Here is a 16,511-nt window from a genome sequence, read left to right as displayed (position 1 = left end):
CGACACGTCCGAAGGAAACCCGGCTCCCTGCCCGGTCTGCTGCCAGGAAACAGGGATGCAACAGACCGGCGCGCCCGGCGTGGGTGGGTAGCTACGACCCCCTCGGCCACCGGGCGGAGGCTCAGCCGCCGATGAGGCTGGCCAGGCCGCGACCGCCCTGGATGGCGCCGTAGATGAGGGCGCTGAAGTAGACCAGCGTGCCCAGCGTCATCCCGTGGCCCATGAGGATGAAGTAGCCGTCGCGCTGCAGGATGCCGATGGCGAAGAACAGGGCCGCGAGCGCGGGCAGCGTGTTGCTGAAGGGCACGAAGCCGAACGGGGCCATGAGCAGGATGCCGGCCGCGAAGAGCATGAAGCCGTTGAAGCGGTTGGTGCTGGAGCCGTGGGTGAGCGCCAGCAGGCGCGGCTTGCTCAGCCGGTCCACGTACTTGGAGAAGACGTCGGCGCCCTTGTCCAGCGCGGGGGCGAGGCTGGCGCGCGTGAGGGGCTTGTCCAGCAGCTTCCGCGGCAGCCAGGGCATGCGGTTGAACGTCACGCCCACGCCGATGAGGACGATGAGCGCGCCGAACACCGTGGACACGCCCGGAATCGACACCGGCAGCAGGAAGGGGAACGTGAGGATGCAGCAGAAGAGCAGCAGCCCCTGCTCGCCACAGGCCTGCATCAGCTCACGCACGGTGAGCGACTCGGGCAGCTGGGCGGCCAGGGCGCGCAGCGTGCCGGAGAGCTGGACGCGGGTGTCCGAGAAGCCAGTGGACGAGGAGGACGAGGGAGAGGACATGGACATGCGGCGCCAGTGACTACCACGGCCCGTCGTCACATGCTCAGCTCCAGGCGATGTCGTACACCGCTTCCTCGCCCTCCCGCCGGACAATCTGTACAGAAGGCTGCCGGGCGCCGCTCGCCTCCAGGCCCGCCATGAAGACGCCCACGTAGAAGCCCGCCACCACCACCGGCCGGCACGTCAGCTCGTACCGCGTGGGGCCCACCTGGGCCATGCTCGCTTCCAGGTAGTTGGTGCCCGTGCGCAGGTTGCGCGTCATCCGCGCCAGCATGCGCTCCGGCCCCAGCAGGCGGACGGTGGCCAGCAGCGCGTTGCCGATGAGCGTGGAGCTGAAGCCCTGCACGAAGCGGCGCCCCACCACGGCGGCGCCCTCGTCCAGCGGTGCCTGGGGCGCGAGCGTGTCCGCGGCCACCCGCAGCGCGCCCACCCACACGTCCAGCGGGTAGGCCGGCGCGAGCGAGCCCTTCGCGTTGACCCCCACCTGCCGCAGGCGTCCCGCGCAGCGGTCGTCGAGCTGGTCGCCCAGCGCGCGGATGAGACCTTCAAAGCTTTGCTGGAATACGAGGGGTTCTGGATTTTCCAAGCCGGCGCATGGTAGCGGGCGGCGGGCAGTCCCTCAATCGGACAGGTAGCCGTCCGTGCCGCCGCGGAACGTCCACCAGGACACATCCGGGCCTCCGTCAGGCGACAGAGGCCCTGTACTACAGGGTGACGCGCCGCGCCCGGGTACCTAGTTCCGAAGCCTGAGGGGGGCGCATGCGTCGATGGCTGGCACTGGCGGTGGCGGCGGTGGTGACGGCGGGGTGTGCCGCTGGATGCACGAAGGAGCGGCCGAAGCCGTTCCAGCTCAAGGGTGAGGTGCGCTCGCACGGCCCGGGGCTGGCGGTGGCGCTCTACCAGACGGTGGGCGTGCGGATGGTGCCGGGCAACCGCATCCGCTGGGCCAACAACGGCGCCGTCTTCGATGTCATGGCCGCGGAGATGAAGCGGGCGCGCTCCTCCATCCACGTCGTGATGTTCATCTGGAGGCCGGGGCGCGCGTCGGACAAGCTGCTCGCGGTGCTGTCCGAGCGTGCCCGGGCTGGCGTGGCGTGCCGCGTGCTGGTGGACCCGCTGGGCAGCCCCAACTTCGAGGAGACGGTGAAGCCGAAGCTGGAGGCGGCCGGCTGCCGCGCGCACCTGTTCCGCCCGCTGCCCGCCGACGAGAACCTGGCGCGCAACCACCGCAAGCTGCTCATCGTGGACGGGCGCTTCGCCGTCACGGGCGGCCTGGCCATCCAGGACGAGTGGCTGGGCAACGGCCTGGCGGAGAAGGAGTACCGCGACACCAACGCGCGGGTGGAGGGCCCGGTGGTGGAGCAGATGCAGCAGGCCTTCGCGGAGAACTGGCAGGAGGCCAGCGGGGAGATGCTGCCCGCGAGCGACTTCCCCACGCTGACGGCGCCCATCCCCGGCCTGGACGGCGCGGGCGAGGGCTGGGCGGCCTTCGTGGGCAGCACCGCCAACCCGGAGGTGACTCGAGCCGAGCGGCTCACGCAGCTCATGGTGCGCGCGGCGCAGAAGCGGCTGTGGATTGCCCAGTCGTACTTCACGCCCAATGACGCGCTGGCGAAGCAGCTCGCGGAGCGGGCCCGCGCCGGGGTGGACGTGCGCGTGCTGGCGCCGGGGGACTTGAACGACCAGAAGTTCATCACCGTGGCCCAGCGCGCGGAGTACGACGAGCTGCTGGCGGCGGGCGTGCGCATCTGGGAGTACCAGCCGGCGATGATGCACGCCAAGACGATGCTCGTGGATGACCGGCTCGTCCTGGTGGGCTCCATCAACTACGACCCGCTGTCCTTCAACCTGCTGGAGGAGGGCTCGCTGGTGCTGGAGGACGACGAGGCCGCGAAGAGCATGGAGGCGTTCTTCCTGGAGGACCTGAAGCACGCGAAGGAAGTGCGTGCCGAACAGGCCGTGCGCTGAACGGCCTGTTCCCCGGGGCGCGGGTGTGCTTGCTTCGAAAGGCCGCGCCTCTTCTCTCTCCGGAGTCCGACCATGAGCACGCCGCCGCGTCAGCTGTTCGTTGCAGGAGCCACGGGCGCCACCGGGCGCACGCTGATGCGTCAGGGGCTGGCGCGCGGGGTGTCTGTGATTGCGCACGTGCGCCCGAAGAGCGCGCAAGAGGAGCCGGCCCGGAGCTGGCCTCGCAAGGCGGTGCTGGAGCTGGGGGACAGCGAGGCGCTGGTGGAGGCGATGCGCGGGAGCACCACGGTGCTGCAGCTCATCGGCACCATGCGCAAGCGCTTCGCCTCGGGCGACACGTACGAGACGAGTGACATCGGCACCACGCGGCAGCTGGTGGAGGCAGCGAAGCGGGCCGGCGTGGACCACGTGGTGCTGCTCAGCTCCGTGGGTGCGGGCCGGCCGATGGGCGCGTACCTGAAGGCCAAGGCGGAGGCGGAGCGGCTGGTGCGCGAGAGCGGCCTGGCCTGGACGGTGGTGCGCCCGCCCGCCTTCGAGGGCGAGTACCACCGGCCGCCCGGGCTGCTTCACACCCTGTCCCGCCTGAAGCCGCTGCGGAACCTGCGGCCCATCCACCTGGAGCAGCTGGCCGCCGTGCTGCTGCGCGTGGCCGAGCAGCGCGCGCCGCTCAATGCGGTGCTGGAGGGAGACAGCCTCTGGGCGGAGGTGGCGGCGACGGGCGTCCAGCCGCCCTCGGGGGCGTGAGCCCGGTCACCGGGTCGACGCAGTGAGCGTCACGCGCCGGCTCGCCCGGTCCACGGTGATGGAGCTGGCGTCCGCGGCGAAGCCTCCGTCCGCGAGCCGGGTGCGGCCCTCGTACGTGTCGGGCGGGCCCTGGCTCGGGGTGAGCTGCGCCACGTAGGCGTCGAAGTCCTCGGGTGGCAGCGTGAAGGACAGGTCCAGGTGCCAGTCCTGGAAGCCCTGGTAGCGGATGCGCACGTCCGTGGCGCTCGCGGGCACGGGCACCGGGGAGAAGGTGTCGAGCAGCCTCCGCTGGGCTTCGGGTGAGAAGTCGCTCTCGGCCTTGTCCGTGCCCAGGAAGCCCGTGGAGGCCATGCTCCACAGCAGGCCGGAGCAGCCCAGACACGTCAGCACCGCGAGCACCGCGCCCCAGCCCCACCACTTGCGACGTGACATGCGGGCGGGCTCAGAGCCCCGACGAGCGGTTGAGCCGGGCCACGTGGCCGTCGGGGAGCGCGGCGAAGCGGTTCGCCAGCTCCGTGCGGCCCGCGCCGCCGTTCTTGATGAGGTATTCCAGCTCCTCCCGGAGCAGCGGCTTCACCGTCGCCAGCCGCACGTCACCTGCGGGCGTGGGAATGATGGAGGGCAGCGTCTTCGCCGGCACGCCGATGATGATGCCCACGCGCTGCGCGTCGTTCAGCCACCGCGCTTCCTGCTCCTCGGACAGCCCGCTCATGGGGAGCTCCGAGGAGATGGCGCCGTACCGCTCGAGGAGCTCGAGCATGCGGCCCGTGCTCGCGGCGTACTGGGACATGCCCGTCACCAGCTGGAAGGGCCAGCTCGCGGCGACGTTGCCGTCGAGGGGCTCGTCCGTCTCGATGATGAGCTCCAGGCCGAAGCCCACCGAGGGCGCCTCCTCGTCGTCGAACGGGTCCGACAGACCATCGCTCACCATCAGCGTGGTGCCGCCACGCCGGATGATGCGCCAGCCCTGGCGGAGGCTCGGCCAGCGGGGGCCGCCCATGAAGGCGGGGTTGATGAGGGGCGTCATCACGTCGCCATCCAGCTCACCGAGGGTCCGGTACACCTTCTCGCGCGCGTCGCAGACCTGACTCAGGAGTTCGTCATGCATGCCGGCAGTCTCCGCCGGCGGGTGGTGGGAAATCAACCGTGAGCGTGTGGCTCAGGTCCGGGCGCGGAAGAGGGCGACGCAGCCGTGCACGGTGACGCGGGCGTCTTTGAAGCGGGTGCGGAGGGCGCGCTCCAGCGACTCGCGCGTGTCGTGGCGGTTCGAGAAGACGCCCTTGCGGTTGTAGAGGCTCATCAACATGCGCGCCTGCCAGCTGCGGGGGACGTCTCCCTGGAGGAGCGTGGAGCCGAAGATGCAGCCGCCCGGGTTGAGCAGCCGGGCGAGGTGGTCGAAGACGACAGCCTTCTCGTCCATGGTGCCGGGCAGGCAGTGCAGCAGGCAGTTCACCCCGATGGAGTCGAAGCGTGGCGCGTCGAAGTCGATGGGGGCCAGCACGTTGCGCCGGTAGGTCTCCGGCGCGTAGCGCGCGGTGCGGCCGGCGGCGTGCTCCAGGCTGTTGGCGTTGAGGTCCATCAACGCCAGCCGTGGCGCGGGTGACGGATACGCGCAGCGGTCCACGTAGTAGCCGGTGCCCACGCCCACGTCGAGATGGTTGGACGTGACGTGTTCGTCGTACCAGGCCAATTGCTTGCGCGTGGGGCACTTCCAGACGAAGCGATTGGAGTAGCCCAGCACGCCCACGTCGTAGAGCAGGCGCAGCGTCCACCGCGTGTAGACCGCCTGGCCCGCGTGTACCTCGGGCGACATCTGCAGCTCGAGAGAGGGCATGTCCATGGACCCGGGTTCCTTGCGGTGTGTTGGAGCTTGGACACCGTAGCGGGCCTTTTCCCAGACATGCGAGTGGCCGCGAGTGCGGCTCCTGCGTGAGGGCAAGGGGGCCGCATTCTTCACAGAAGGCTACATGCGTGGAGGACTCACAGCGAGAACAGATAGGGCTGCTGCTCGGGGACCTTCTTCACCCGGAGGATGTGGCTCTGCTCCACGGCCACCCGGGGCACCGCCACGGGGCGGGGGATGTGGAGGAGGCCCGGCACGTCCTCGCTGGAGAACACGTACCGGCCACCCACATCCGTGTGCGTGCAGCCCACCTCCAGCAGGAGGTAGTGCTGAATCACGTCCGCGTCGCTCGTCCCCCAGTTGAACTTCGCGAGCGCGTCTACCGTGAGGCCATACATCTCCGCCACGCTCTCCAGCGTCTCACCGTCGGTAACCCGGTGCTCGGCGATGCGCGCCAGCACCCGCGTGGATGAGGCCGTACGTCCCTTCGTGCCCGCCTTCGCCGGCTTCTGCTGGGACCAGGGGCCGCCCGTCCTCACGAGCGCCAGGGTGTTGTCCAGCGTGGCCCCGTCCAGCACCGAGAGCACGTTGGCACTGCCCGCGGGGACGTCCTTCAGGTCGATGCGACCTTCCGAGTCCGTGGTGGTCTGCTGCTCGGACTCGTCAGCGAACTGGATGCGCAGCTTGATACCGGAGATGGGCACGTCCGTGACGTCGTCCACGACCTGCAGCCGGAGCCACAGCGGTGCCAGGTCCTCGACGGGTGGGGCCACCACGGGCGTCTCGGCGAAGTGGGGTGCCACCGTCCGCGAGGACAGCGGGACGCGCGCCAGCCGGAGGACGCCGAAGGAGAAGAGCGCAGCGGCCTGGCGCGCCACCTCCTCCGGTGTCAGCGAGGCGGAGAACCGCGCGGTGCCATGGCCATGCGCATACACCGCGTCGCGCAAGGCCCGCAGGTTGGCGTCCTCCCGCATGAGCCGCAGCAGCCGGTGCTCGAGCGTCCAGCCCCGCCCCAGGTCCACGGGCTCGTAGCCTTCCGGAAGCAATTCCTGCAACTCCAGAATGACATACTCGCGATGGCCATCGCGCAGGGCATGACGGAGGAGCATGGTGGCTGGTGACTCTCGAGAAGGACACTCGCATGCGTGTCTGACAGGTATCTACGCCGAGCGAGCCATTTCTTGACGCGGTCAGTTCGCACCCATGACGTGATGACAGGATTTCCGGTAGGGATGGGGCTGGAAGGTGGACGCTGGTGATTTCAAAACCAGGATTTCGAGCAGCATTGCCGGTGATGCTGCTCTTTGCGGTTTGCTCACGGCAGGCGACTTCGAATCCCGAAGGAGTACCTGCCCGTACCCGGCGAACCGCCGCCATCGGACCGGGCGTCGCCGAGCGGCCTGGCCCATGAATAGCGGGGCGAAGGTGCCGTCCTTGACCCCAGGACGGGGCCTCCATCAATCTCCCTCCGTCGCAGCGATGGCGACACGCCCCTCCGTGTCAGGAAGGACGCCCATACTCTCCGGGCCTCTCCGGCGCTCGCCCGCCTGCCCACGCCGCAAGGAACGGACGATGAAGACGACAGCTCACCGACGCCACCTTTCCACATGGGTCGCCTGCCTGGCGGTGCTGGGCTCCACGCCGACGTGGGCCCAGGCCCAGGTGCAGGCCGGCGGGCAGGTCTTCATCCAGGGCTCCGAGGTGAACCTGCGCGACAAGCCCGCGACCACCGCCCAGGTGGTGGCGAAGGTCGCCATTGGCGCCGAGTGCCTGCACGTGAAGGCTGCGCCGAAGCAGTGGGTGCGCATCAAGTGCGGTGAAGCGGAGGGCTTCACGCTGAAGTCCCTGGTCGGCGCGGAAAAGCCCAGCCTGGACGCGCTCCTGGCGCAGGCCCAGGACACCACCCTGAGCGCCAAGGTGCGGCTGGACGCCGCCATGCGCGCGGCGACGCTCGACCTGGAGAACGAGCAGGCGCTGACGCTGCTTGCCGAGCGCTTCTTCGACGTCCACTTCGAGCAGCTCGTGAAGGACCGGAAGCAGGGGGGCCTCCACGAGGCCTTCGTGGTGAAGCGGGAGATAGTGGAGAACCGGGAGGGACTCTCCGCCGAGCAGAGGAAGGAGACGGGGGAGGAAGGCCTCCTCCGGGAGTTGGAGAAGATCGAGTACGACTGGCACCGGTTCCAGCTTCGAGGCAATGACTTCGTCAGCGCCGTGTACCGCGACGGAGCCCTCGTCGTGTACACCGGCTCCTACCTGTCGATGAACAGGAGATACGCGCTCGAGGAGGACCAGGAGAAATTCCAGGTCATCATCGAGTCGCGAAGCAACTCCGCGGTGTCGGACGCGCTGAAGGCCGCATTGCAGCAGGGCGCACGCACTCCGGAAGCGCGCAAGCAGAAGTATTCCTCGTTCGACGACGAGTACCCGGGCATGCCCATCCTCAGCCCGGAGACGTTTCGGCTGCTCCGCTCGCTGCATTCCCGGTGGCACCTCATTGCCGAGGAAGCGGGAGAGCGATTCATCCGGTCCTCTTGCGGCTGGGTGTACACGAGGGAGCTCCGGTTCGACCTTCACCGAAGGGCCACCCTGGCGTCGGGAGATGCCGGCATGGGGCCTGACGGCTCCTTCGGCGAAAACGAGCAGGTCGTTCGAATCTCAGATGTCATCCGGAATGGCGCTACACACACCTTCCGATTCCGTACCGATGAGGGCAAGGAATACACGCAGACCCTCTTGTGGCCTACCGGAGAACCGGGCGTAGGTGTCTGGCAATCCGGAGCAGAGAAGTCCTCGGCCAGAGCCTACGCCGCAGCCCAGAGCCGTGGAATCGAAGTCAGGGAACTGTGCAACTCAATCTCACAATAGTTTCACCAGCGGAATTCGATGTCGCTCAAACGGCAATTCACACTGGGCTATGATGCCGCCGGACAGGCAGTTGACGTCAGCCGCATCCTCGAACGGCGCGACGGCCTGAAGTCGCGTGTATTTCCCGTGGACTCCTACGAGTTCCCGGATGAAATCAAGAAGAAGGCCCAGGAGTGGCATGTCATCAAGGTGCCGCTGCTCGGTCAGAAAATCGATTCGGACCAGCCCGCGGACTGGTGCGGTCGTACCTCGGCATCGATGGTGTACAACTATTTCCAGCTCATCAAGGGCGGCGATCCCCGCGAGAGGTACATCACCCACTCGCGAGCGGGCATTCCCAGCAACATGCTCGACCTGAGGTACCCGACAGGGGACCGCGCCTTCTTCGAGCACTTCGCCGATGCCCCCCAGCAGGGTCGGGGCTGGAATACCTTTCCCAAGGGGAACTACGAGGTCACCTCGGACGCCGGAGACAAGCTGGATGGGGAGCTTCCCGTCCCGCTCGGTGAGTTGCTCATCAAGGACCACGATAAACGGCCCAAGGGTCTGGGCGGTGTCCTGCGCTATCGGTCCACTCCGGACGATGCGGCAGTCGAAGGCCGGCTGTTGCCCTCGGGGCTGCGGGATGCTGCGGACGAGATCGCAGGGGACGAGGACGCCATCAGGGCGCGATTCGCGCACATCCTCAAGTGCCTGCGGGCCAACAACCCGGTCGTCATCTACACGGGCCTCGGAACGCCCTCGCCCCGATTCGAGCGCCCCCTCCACATCATCGTCATCTGTGGCTACTGCATCCTCAAGACCGGAGGGAAGTCACAGCTCTGGCTCGTCACGGCGGACCCTTCTTCCAAGTGGAAGCTGGTCAATCAACGACTCCTATCGGCTCCGAACCCCGAGGGTAACTGCGACCTGGGGCACGCGCTGTCCTCCGTGCACGACCTGTTCAGGATTCAGTCCGGAGCCTTTCCGAAGGGCGACAAGCAGCTCGAGGGATTTGCCTCGTTCAACCTGGTGCGCGGCGGAGCCTTCTTCAAGGTCAATCCAACGACGCAGGGCACGAACAACAACCGCTTCCTGGACCACAAGGACCGGCCGGGCGGGTACTACGTCTACCGCGAAAGACAGACCCAGGCTCCCGCCGAGCTGATTGACAGCAGCTTCAACCGGCCGAAGTACAGCTTCCCGCTGCGGGGAAACAACGCCTCCAGCCATCCCTGGCAGTGTTATTACAACAACGAGTCGCTCGACACCGGCATTGGCGGCTACTACGTACTCGGCCTCCAGCGGAACCTGCACGGAGGCGTGCACCTGTTCCCGCCCGCCGGCCAGGACTCCACACCCGTCAGCGCCATCGCCCCGGGCTATGTCGTGGCGGCCCGGCTTCCCGGTGAGCAGGCCTCGTGCCTCGCGCCTGGCGTCGCCGAGGCCCTCGGCAACTGGCCGGGCTTCGTCCTCGTCCGCCACGAGCTCGAGGAACGCCCTCGGGAAGACGAGGCGCAAGCCCAGGGCCGCAGGGGCGCGTTCTACACGCTCTACATGCACCTGCGCTCGCCGGCGTTCCCGCCCGAGCTCCTCGACACGCAGTCCGGGGACACTTCCTCCCAGAAGCCCCCGGATACCGGCGCGCTCGACAGGTACCTCCAGCACGTCCCCTGGTTCCGGGAGCTGTACAAGCGGCGCTTCGGAGCCTGGGTCAACGTCTCGGAGGTCAAGGACATCCGGCTGGGCTCGCTCCTCTGGTCCCTGGAGCAGGTCACCGACGCCGACCAGAAGCCGCCCGCCGGAGGGGCCCAGAGCGTCAAGACCTACCGAGCGCTCGCAGAAGACGGCTCCACGAAACCCATCACTGTGCCCGGCGAGAAGGACACGGTGCAGTGGCTCTACAAGGGACCTCCCGGGAACATGGTGGAGGCACTGAAGGCGCTCGCCAGGGGGGAGGTGGTCACCTTCGAGGAGCCCTTCTTCCCCGTGAGCGCCGGAGAGGTGCTCGGCTTCGTTGGCCACCTGCCCAAGGACGCCCTCCCTTCGGTAACGTTTCCGGTCCGCCCCACCGAGGACGTCCCCACCCGGCGCAAGCAGTTCACCCTGCGCTCGGGGTTCCTGCACTTCCAGGTGTTCTGCCCGGAGGACGACAAGGAGAATGGCATCAAGCTCCTCACCGAGCTGGCGGCACGGCTCGACACGGCCGGCGACAAGGCGCCCGCGTTCTTCGACGTCAAGGAAGACCAGGAGGACAACTTCCTGGACGTGAAGGAAATCGAGAAGCACCTCAAGGGCGCGCTCCCCCGGGAGGACCAGGAGCCCTTCGTCCAGGCGACGTCGGCACTGTTCGCCGCGGCCAGCGAAATCCCGCGCAGCAGCATGGGCTACGGACCAGGGGTCGCGGCACTCCTCGACTCGAAGACGTCGTTCGCTCCGGAGGCAGAGAAACCGGACTGGATCTCTCCGTGCTGCCGCTTCGCGTATCCGCTGAAGCTCGAGGTGGAGACGCTCTACCTGCCTTCGCCCGACCAGAACAGTATGGTGACCGGGGGGAGCTACGAGCTGGAGCTGTGCTTCGAGCAGGAGCTGCCCGGCGGTGGCTGGCATCGCATGGCGTGCCCCCAGGGAGGCTGCGGCGGGGAGCAGAACGGCCGGAAGGTCTGCAAGCCCGCGGTCGTCAAGATTGACGCGAACAAGCTCCAGGCCGCCCAGAAGGGCATCGTTCCGCTCTCACTGAGGGTGCCCGCCCTCGCGGACCGGATGACGCTCAAGGCGAAGCAGGGCTTCTTCATCGAGCAGTCCGTCTCCCTTCCGGGCGCCGACGGCCGGCTGCTCGCGCAGGGAATCACCCGGCGCTGGCGCAATGTCCGCCTCATCCAGAAGAACGAGTGGACCCCCAACAGCGTGAAGGCGGTGCTGCGCAAGGTGAGCGAGGCGTTCGGCCCCGACCACCCGAAGCCGGCCGAGGACACGGTGGCGGAGATTGCCTGGTGCGACCCGAAGAAGGAGACGCACATCGGGCGCATCCCATCCCTGCGCACCGGACAGGACGCGGAGAGCGACGAGCCAGCTCCGCCTGACGCGAAGCTCTTCACCGCGGAAGGGCTGCTCCCTCCTGGCAGCAGGCTGGAGAACCTGCATCCGGTGACGGCCGTCTGGCTGCTCAACGTGCTCGAAAAGCAGAACAAGGGCCGCGTCCGGGACGAGTGGGCCGCGCCTCCGTTCCGCCACGAAGACCCGCGCCCTCTGGGCTCCGGATGGATGAAGAAGGCTGGCGCGCGCCTCGTGGGCGAGACGGCCGTCGCCATCGTCATCGACGAGGACTTCGGCTACGACAAGCAGAACCGTGTCACACTGCTCGCCAGGCAGGAAAAACACGTGCTGGCGCTGGCCCGGGGCCGTGAGTTCTCCCCCGGTGGCAACATCGTGCAGGAAGTTCCCGCCGCCTTCTGGGGGGATTGGACGCTGGAGGTCGCCGACACGTCCGAGCCCCCGCAGACCCTGGAGCCCAAGTCGAAGCTCCCGTTCCTCGACTCCGTCATCACCATCCCCCGCCCGAAGCTCCTGGGGGAGCAGGCGGCCGGAGAGCCTGTCGTCATCGAGCAGCCCCAGCGCCAGTCCGACGGAAGCTGGCGCTGGCTGCTCCAGTTCGAGGAGCCCGCGCCGCTGGCGCTCCCTGCATTCGTCCTCCTGCGGACCCGCCTGGGCCAGGAAGGCCCCACCCAGCCCTACTCCGAGCGGGTGATCCCCGTCACGGCGCGCCCGCTCACGGGCGCGACGGTGCCTCCGGTCGACAAGAGTCACTTCAAGCTGGATGAGGGCGAGGACTTCATCATCGGCTTGAAGGAGGACGGCAAGAAACTCTGGGAGGAGAAGGACAAGACGCTCTACGTCGTCAAGGACCTCATCCGCTTCAAGCCGTGCTTCGAGGTGATGGACATCCAGGTGGGCTGGGCGCTCGTGAAGGGGCTTTCCGCGCTCAAGGCGAAGCGGCTCAAGGTCAACCTGACGGAGCTGTTCCCGGATGGCATGAAGTGCGTCCTCGGGAACACGGATGACCCTTCGCTCTACCAGGTCCCGGGCGCCACGGTGAAGCCGCTCGGTCCGGAGACCTTGGAGCTGACCTTCACCCCCACCCCCTGTGACGACCCGAAGCTCCAGGCCCTGTGGGTCTTCGACGAGCCACGCGAGCGCATCCTCGCGCCCCGGCGCGCGGCGGCCAAAGCCAGCCTCGGTCCGTTCAGTTTCCTGGCGTACCAGCAGCTGTACCGGCAGAAGCGCCCGCTGCACCTGCACCTCTCGCTCGCGGCGGTGCTGGCAGAGGTCGCGACCGCGCTCAAGGGCCATCCCGTCATCGAGCGCATCGAAGCCTCGGGCCTCAGCTGCATCATCAACGCCCCGAAGAAGGGCGAGGCGGACCGGGTGCGCGCGGCCGCCGCGTCGGGCGGCTTCACGGTGGAGCTGGCGGACCCGGCCCAGAAGACCCGCCTGAGGCTCACCGCGAACCCGGCCAGCAAGAACTGGCTGGCCGTCTCGTTCCACCCAGGGCCCATCTTCAACAGCCTCATGAAGGGCGACCTGGCGCCTGGCGTCGAGCTCTCCTACTGGTTCGAGCTCGCCGCCCTGAACGGCCAGTCGCAGCTGCACTTCTTCGGTGGGGAGACCACCGGCGAGGGAGACGGCTCCATCACCCTGGCGGAGTTCGAGGCGCTGGCGGCGCGGACGTCCCAGCACATCCGGGCCACCCACGCGGAACCGGGCAGCTACCGGAAGGTGGCCGTGCGCGACGTGCTGCCGGCCACCGGGAAGGAGCCCGCGAAGCAGCTGGCCTTCAAGCTCTCTCCCACGATGGGGCAGTGCGAGGTGGAGCTGACCGCCTGCCTAACCGGGACGCCGGAGGACCTGAACAAGTACTCCGCCGCCTTCTCCCGCAAGCTTCCTGGCAAGGACAAGTTCGAGCCCCTCCAGGGCTTCACGAAGCTGCGGCCGGACAAGCTCGAAATCCGAGGCGAGAACGCAGTCGCGGACTGGCTCATCTCGGCACGCGTCCCGTTTCCGCAGCCGGACGGCCAGAAGAAGAGTCCCCGCGATGGAAAGACGGAGTTCAAGCTGGAGCTGACCACGCTCCGCGCGGACTGCGAGCCCCAGCGCCTGGAGGTGACGGGCACGTACGACTTCACGCCCCGGTGGGAAGGCGAGCTGACGGTGGAGCAGAAAGACGGGCGGCTGGTGCTGCGCTGCCACGGCGAGGGCATGGAGGTGCCCGTGGCGGGTGCGAAGGACAAGCGCGCCTGGAATGTCGCCCGCGAGTTCGTGCTGGTCGTCAAGCCCGACAAGGCGGATGCGCACCTCGACGGTGTGAAGCCGAAGCTGTCGGAGAACCTCGAGTACGCCACCCCGACAGTGGATGGGAAGCACGGCGGCTGCAACCTCGAGGGTGACTTCGTCGCCACCGTGGAACTGAAGGCGCTCGCCCCCGGCGTGACCTACACGTTCACCCTCGATCGTCCGCTCGATGGCAAGGGGAAGCGCCGCCCCGTGCGGCTGACCGACCTGAAGCCGCCCGAGAGCAAGACGTTCACGCGTACAGAGTAACGAGGAACCCCGCATGGCACAGCTGCAAACCCTTCCGGCCGACGAGCAGCACGGCGACTGCCAGCTCCCGCTGGGCTACGACGGCGTCGTGCGCATCCGGGCGGCGCCACACCTGGTGCTCCGGCCGGAGTCACAGCACCAGCCGACCCTGCTGGGCATGACGGAGTGGCAGGTGCAGGTGGGCGGTAGCTGCGAGAACGTGGCGGGGTACGTGCCCTGCCGGCTCGAGTGGATTGTCCACAGCGACAGCTTCGACGAGCGGCGGATGCCGCACCGGCGCGAGACCTGCCTCGTCCCGAACGGTCGGAGCTTCCTGGTGCGCGAGAAGGCCGGGGAGGGCACGCGGCCGCTGCAAATCTCCATCTACGAGCTCGGGCTCATCGGCAATGGAAGCCTGGGCTACCGGCTGGAGCCCCTGCTGTTCGGCAACGACGCCATCGAGGTGAAGCCCGGTGCCCCGCAGGCCATTCCCTTCGAGCTGGGAGCGCGCATCGACTTCCGCATCGCGCCGGACGAGCTGACGTACGACTGGGTGCCTGACTTCATCGAGCGGAAGGTCCGCAGGGAGCGGGTTGGCACCCTCCTACAGCTGATGCCGGACCTGCCGAGCATCTTCAAGGGGCAGCTCGCCACGGTGGAGCTCTACCCCCGGCCCCCCGAGGGGCTGAAGCCCGACGCGAACGCGACGGTCCGCATCCAGTGGGAGATTGGCGCCTCCGACGCGGCCAGGGTCCAGATGTGGAGGATGGGCTTCCTGTCGGTCCGCGGGGAAGACACGGAGGTGCTCGAAAACCGCCTCGCGGCGATTGGAGGCATCGAGTCGTCGGAGACGCTGACGTTCCAGTACCGGCTCACCGTCTCACCGAAGCCGGACCCCGAGCCGGCCGCGGGCGACAAGGGCGCGAAGAAGAAGGCGGCTGCGCAGCCCGTGGAGCGTCTCCAGGTGGACCCACGGCTCGCGCGCGAGGTCCCGAGACCCCGCCTGAAGCAGTTCCAGGTCTTCCTCGAGAAGGGCAAGCTGGGCCTCCGGGGAGCCTTCGAGAACTTCAGCGACTCCGTCGCGCTGGACCTGGTGGTGAAGCCCTACGTCTTGTTGCCGGACGGCAAGGGCTCGCGGGTGGAGCAACTGGACGACTACTTCCGGAACGTCCTCCTCAACTTCCGTCACAACGCGAGCTTTCGCATGGGCCAGTCGGTCGACATGTACACCCAGCTGTGCCTGCCGGATGACGTCGCCACGAAACTGTCGGAGCTCGACACCGTGACGGTCACCAGCCAGGAGAACACGTTCTCGCGCGAGCTGCTCGACCTGAAGAAGCTCCCGCACAGGTACGTGGAGGCCCTGAGCGCAATCCAGGGGCTGCAGGTGTTTGCAGCGATATCACCCGCGCTGGGTACCGGGGCCCGGGAGGTGCCCTTTTGGGCCATCGCGGACTACGAGGCGAGCGAGCCCGGAGTCTTCAGTGGCTTCGCCCCCTTCGAGGCCGGTGCCTTCGTCTCCCGGGTGTTCTCCTCGGGAGTGTGCAGCTCGAACACGGTGGACCTCGCGGGACACGCCGCCCGGCTCTACTCCCCCATGCCTGTCGTTCCGCCCGAGCGGCAGGAGGAGTTCGCGCTCTTCGTCGGCACCATCGTCGGCGAGGCGATTGGCCAGTGCGAGGCCGCGTGGAAGGGTGTTGCCCACACCATCATGAACCGGGTGGCTCGCACGTATGAGAAGTGGGAGGACTGCCTCACTCCGTCGGAGGTCATCGTGAAGACGGGGTTCGACGGCCGCAAGCACGACAACTCCAAGGCGGCCCTCGAGTACATGAAGTCTCCTGCGGCTTCGTCGTACCTGTACCGCGACAAGATTGAGCAGCTCATCTCCGCAGTAACGGCCATCTTCATGCGGCAGGCCGGTGACTGCGGGGACGTCGTCTTCTTCTACAGCCCGAAAGCCCAGCGGCAGTTGCATGAGCAGAAACCCTCGGAGTATCCGCTGGTCCCCGGCTTCGTCGGCCAGAAGGGAGACAAGGAACTGGTCGACATCACCGCTACGGTACTGGGTAACTCGAAGGATGACTTCCGGTTCTTCGCCTTCAAGCACCCTGAGAAGTTCCCCCGACTGACGTCGCAGCAGATGGATGCGGCCCGGGCGAAGCGGACGGTGGCGAAGGCGAAGTAGGCCCACGGAAAGCGGGCGGCGAAATCCGGGCCCTTCGCTACTTGCGCTCGGGCGCGTCCTTGAAGGCCTGGAGCTGGCGCGGCTCGGCGTCCACCACCGCCGGCTCGCTCGTGTCCGAGTTGAGGACCTCCGACACCACCCGCTTCGTCACCTCGGTGAGGTGCTCGTGGAGCGTCTTCGACATGGCGTCGTACTCCGGGAAGAACGTCCCCTTCATGAAGCGCTCCGACGCCCTGACGACGAGCGTGGTGTGGCGCTGGCGCCGGTAGCGGTACGGCTGGAGCCCGTACCTCCGCGCGAGCGCGACGAACAGCTGGTAGGTCCACGGGTTCAGCGAGAACTGCCACTCCACCTGCGCTTCGCCCTGCATCTCCACCAGCCGGGCGGAGATGCGCTGGCGGGCCCGGTCCGCGGCCTCCCGCTCCCCTTCCGTCGTGGCCCCCGCGAACAGCGCCTCGATGGCGCGCAGCTTCTCCTTCAGCCGCTCCTCGTCGTGCATGGGCGTGGACTCATACGCCGCCCAGGTCTGCGTGCAAGCCAAAAACAGTGGTAGCAGGTTGCCCGAG

General features: G+C 67.9%; 12 protein-coding genes. 5 read left to right on the top strand and 7 right to left on the bottom strand.

Going from position 1 to position 16,511, the window contains the following annotated elements; translation table 11 throughout:
• Positions 1–121: 121 nt before the first annotated feature.
• Both LXT23_RS37380 and LXT23_RS37375 read right to left on the bottom strand, forming a co-directional pair.
• Entirely contained in the window at positions 122–781 is a 660-nt protein-coding gene (locus tag LXT23_RS37380; protein ID WP_253985211.1) for an exopolysaccharide biosynthesis protein, read from the bottom strand.
• A gap of 43 nt (positions 782–824) precedes the next feature.
• Positions 825–1,367 (bottom strand): TIGR02265 family protein, encoded by a 543-nt coding sequence (locus LXT23_RS37375; protein WP_253985210.1) that lies wholly within the window; start codon positions 1,365–1,367, stop codon positions 825–827.
• 173 nt (positions 1,368–1,540) lie between these two features.
• Between LXT23_RS37375 and LXT23_RS37370 the strand changes: the two genes are divergently transcribed.
• Entirely contained in the window at positions 1,541–2,749 is a 1,209-nt protein-coding gene (locus tag LXT23_RS37370) for a phospholipase D-like domain-containing protein (RefSeq protein WP_253985209.1), read from the top strand.
• A gap of 72 nt (positions 2,750–2,821) precedes the next feature.
• Positions 2,822–3,493, top strand: a complete 672-nt coding sequence (locus LXT23_RS37365) for an NAD(P)-binding oxidoreductase (RefSeq protein WP_253985208.1) — start codon at positions 2,822–2,824, stop codon at positions 3,491–3,493.
• Positions 3,494–3,499: 6 nt separating this feature from the next.
• On the opposite strand, the gene LXT23_RS37360 is transcribed toward LXT23_RS37365, so the two are convergent.
• From LXT23_RS37360 to LXT23_RS37345, 4 genes are all read right to left on the bottom strand, one after another.
• A complete protein-coding gene (locus LXT23_RS37360; RefSeq protein ID WP_253985207.1) occupies positions 3,500–3,925 on the bottom strand; it encodes a hypothetical protein in 426 nt (141 codons plus the stop codon).
• Between the two features lie 10 nt (positions 3,926–3,935).
• Complete coding sequence (locus LXT23_RS37355; RefSeq protein ID WP_253985206.1) at positions 3,936–4,601, bottom strand: suppressor of fused domain protein; 666 nt, start codon at positions 4,599–4,601, stop codon at positions 3,936–3,938.
• A gap of 51 nt (positions 4,602–4,652) precedes the next feature.
• The gene (locus LXT23_RS37350; protein WP_253985205.1) at positions 4,653–5,333 is read right to left on the bottom strand and encodes a class I SAM-dependent methyltransferase; all 681 of its coding nucleotides are present in this window, start codon (positions 5,331–5,333) and stop codon (positions 4,653–4,655) included.
• 140 nt (positions 5,334–5,473) lie between these two features.
• Entirely contained in the window at positions 5,474–6,445 is a 972-nt protein-coding gene (locus LXT23_RS37345; RefSeq protein WP_253985204.1) for a LysM peptidoglycan-binding domain-containing protein, read from the bottom strand.
• Positions 6,446–6,908: 463 nt separating this feature from the next.
• Here LXT23_RS37345 and LXT23_RS37340 point away from each other — a divergent pair, with 463 nt between their 5' ends.
• The 3 genes from LXT23_RS37340 to LXT23_RS37330 all read left to right on the top strand — a co-directional run bounded on the left by LXT23_RS37340 (position 6,909) and on the right by LXT23_RS37330 (position 15,945).
• Positions 6,909–8,201 carry an SH3 domain-containing protein gene (locus tag LXT23_RS37340; protein ID WP_253985203.1) on the top strand — a complete coding sequence of 431 codons (1,293 nt, stop codon included), beginning with the start codon at positions 6,909–6,911 and terminating at the stop codon, positions 8,199–8,201.
• 126 nt (positions 8,202–8,327) lie between these two features.
• A complete protein-coding gene (locus tag LXT23_RS37335) occupies positions 8,328–13,778 on the top strand; it encodes a M23 family metallopeptidase (protein ID WP_253985202.1) in 5,451 nt (1,816 codons plus the stop codon).
• 13 nt (positions 13,779–13,791) lie between these two features.
• Complete coding sequence (locus tag LXT23_RS37330) at positions 13,792–15,945, top strand: hypothetical protein (RefSeq protein WP_253985201.1); 2,154 nt, start codon at positions 13,792–13,794, stop codon at positions 15,943–15,945.
• 37 nt (positions 15,946–15,982) lie between these two features.
• Here the strand turns inward: LXT23_RS37330 and LXT23_RS37325 are convergent, their stop codons facing one another.
• Positions 15,983–16,444, bottom strand: a complete 462-nt coding sequence (locus LXT23_RS37325; RefSeq protein ID WP_253985200.1) for a hypothetical protein — start codon at positions 16,442–16,444, stop codon at positions 15,983–15,985.
• Between the last annotated feature and the right edge of the window lie 67 nt (positions 16,445–16,511).

It is taken from the genome of Pyxidicoccus xibeiensis (genome assembly GCF_024198175.1).
Taxonomy (GTDB): domain Bacteria; phylum Myxococcota; class Myxococcia; order Myxococcales; family Myxococcaceae; genus Myxococcus; species Myxococcus xibeiensis.
The sequence above is the reverse complement of the archived record's forward strand: the minus strand, read 5'-3'. Positions and strand labels throughout refer to the sequence as shown.

What these genes read in the sequence shown, in the direction of transcription:
- LXT23_RS37345 (WP_253985204.1), bottom strand. Translation starts at nt 6,445, where the DNA reads ATGCTCCTCCGTCATGCCCTGCGCGATGGCCATCGCGAGTATGTCATT.
- LXT23_RS37340 (WP_253985203.1), top strand. Translation starts at nt 6,909, where the DNA reads ATGAAGACGACAGCTCACCGACGCCACCTTTCCACATGGGTCGCCTGC.
- LXT23_RS37330 (WP_253985201.1), top strand. Translation starts at nt 13,792, where the DNA reads ATGGCACAGCTGCAAACCCTTCCGGCCGACGAGCAGCACGGCGACTGC.
- LXT23_RS37355 (WP_253985206.1), bottom strand. Translation starts at nt 4,601, where the DNA reads ATGCATGACGAACTCCTGAGTCAGGTCTGCGACGCGCGCGAGAAGGTG.
- LXT23_RS37350 (WP_253985205.1), bottom strand. Translation starts at nt 5,333, where the DNA reads ATGGACATGCCCTCTCTCGAGCTGCAGATGTCGCCCGAGGTACACGCG.
- LXT23_RS37325 (WP_253985200.1), bottom strand. Translation starts at nt 16,444, where the DNA reads ATGCACGACGAGGAGCGGCTGAAGGAGAAGCTGCGCGCCATCGAGGCG.
- LXT23_RS37360 (WP_253985207.1), bottom strand. Translation starts at nt 3,925, where the DNA reads ATGTCACGTCGCAAGTGGTGGGGCTGGGGCGCGGTGCTCGCGGTGCTG.
- LXT23_RS37380 (WP_253985211.1), bottom strand. Translation starts at nt 781, where the DNA reads ATGTCCTCTCCCTCGTCCTCCTCGTCCACTGGCTTCTCGGACACCCGC.
- LXT23_RS37365 (WP_253985208.1), top strand. Translation starts at nt 2,822, where the DNA reads ATGAGCACGCCGCCGCGTCAGCTGTTCGTTGCAGGAGCCACGGGCGCC.
- LXT23_RS37370 (WP_253985209.1), top strand. Translation starts at nt 1,541, where the DNA reads ATGCGTCGATGGCTGGCACTGGCGGTGGCGGCGGTGGTGACGGCGGGG.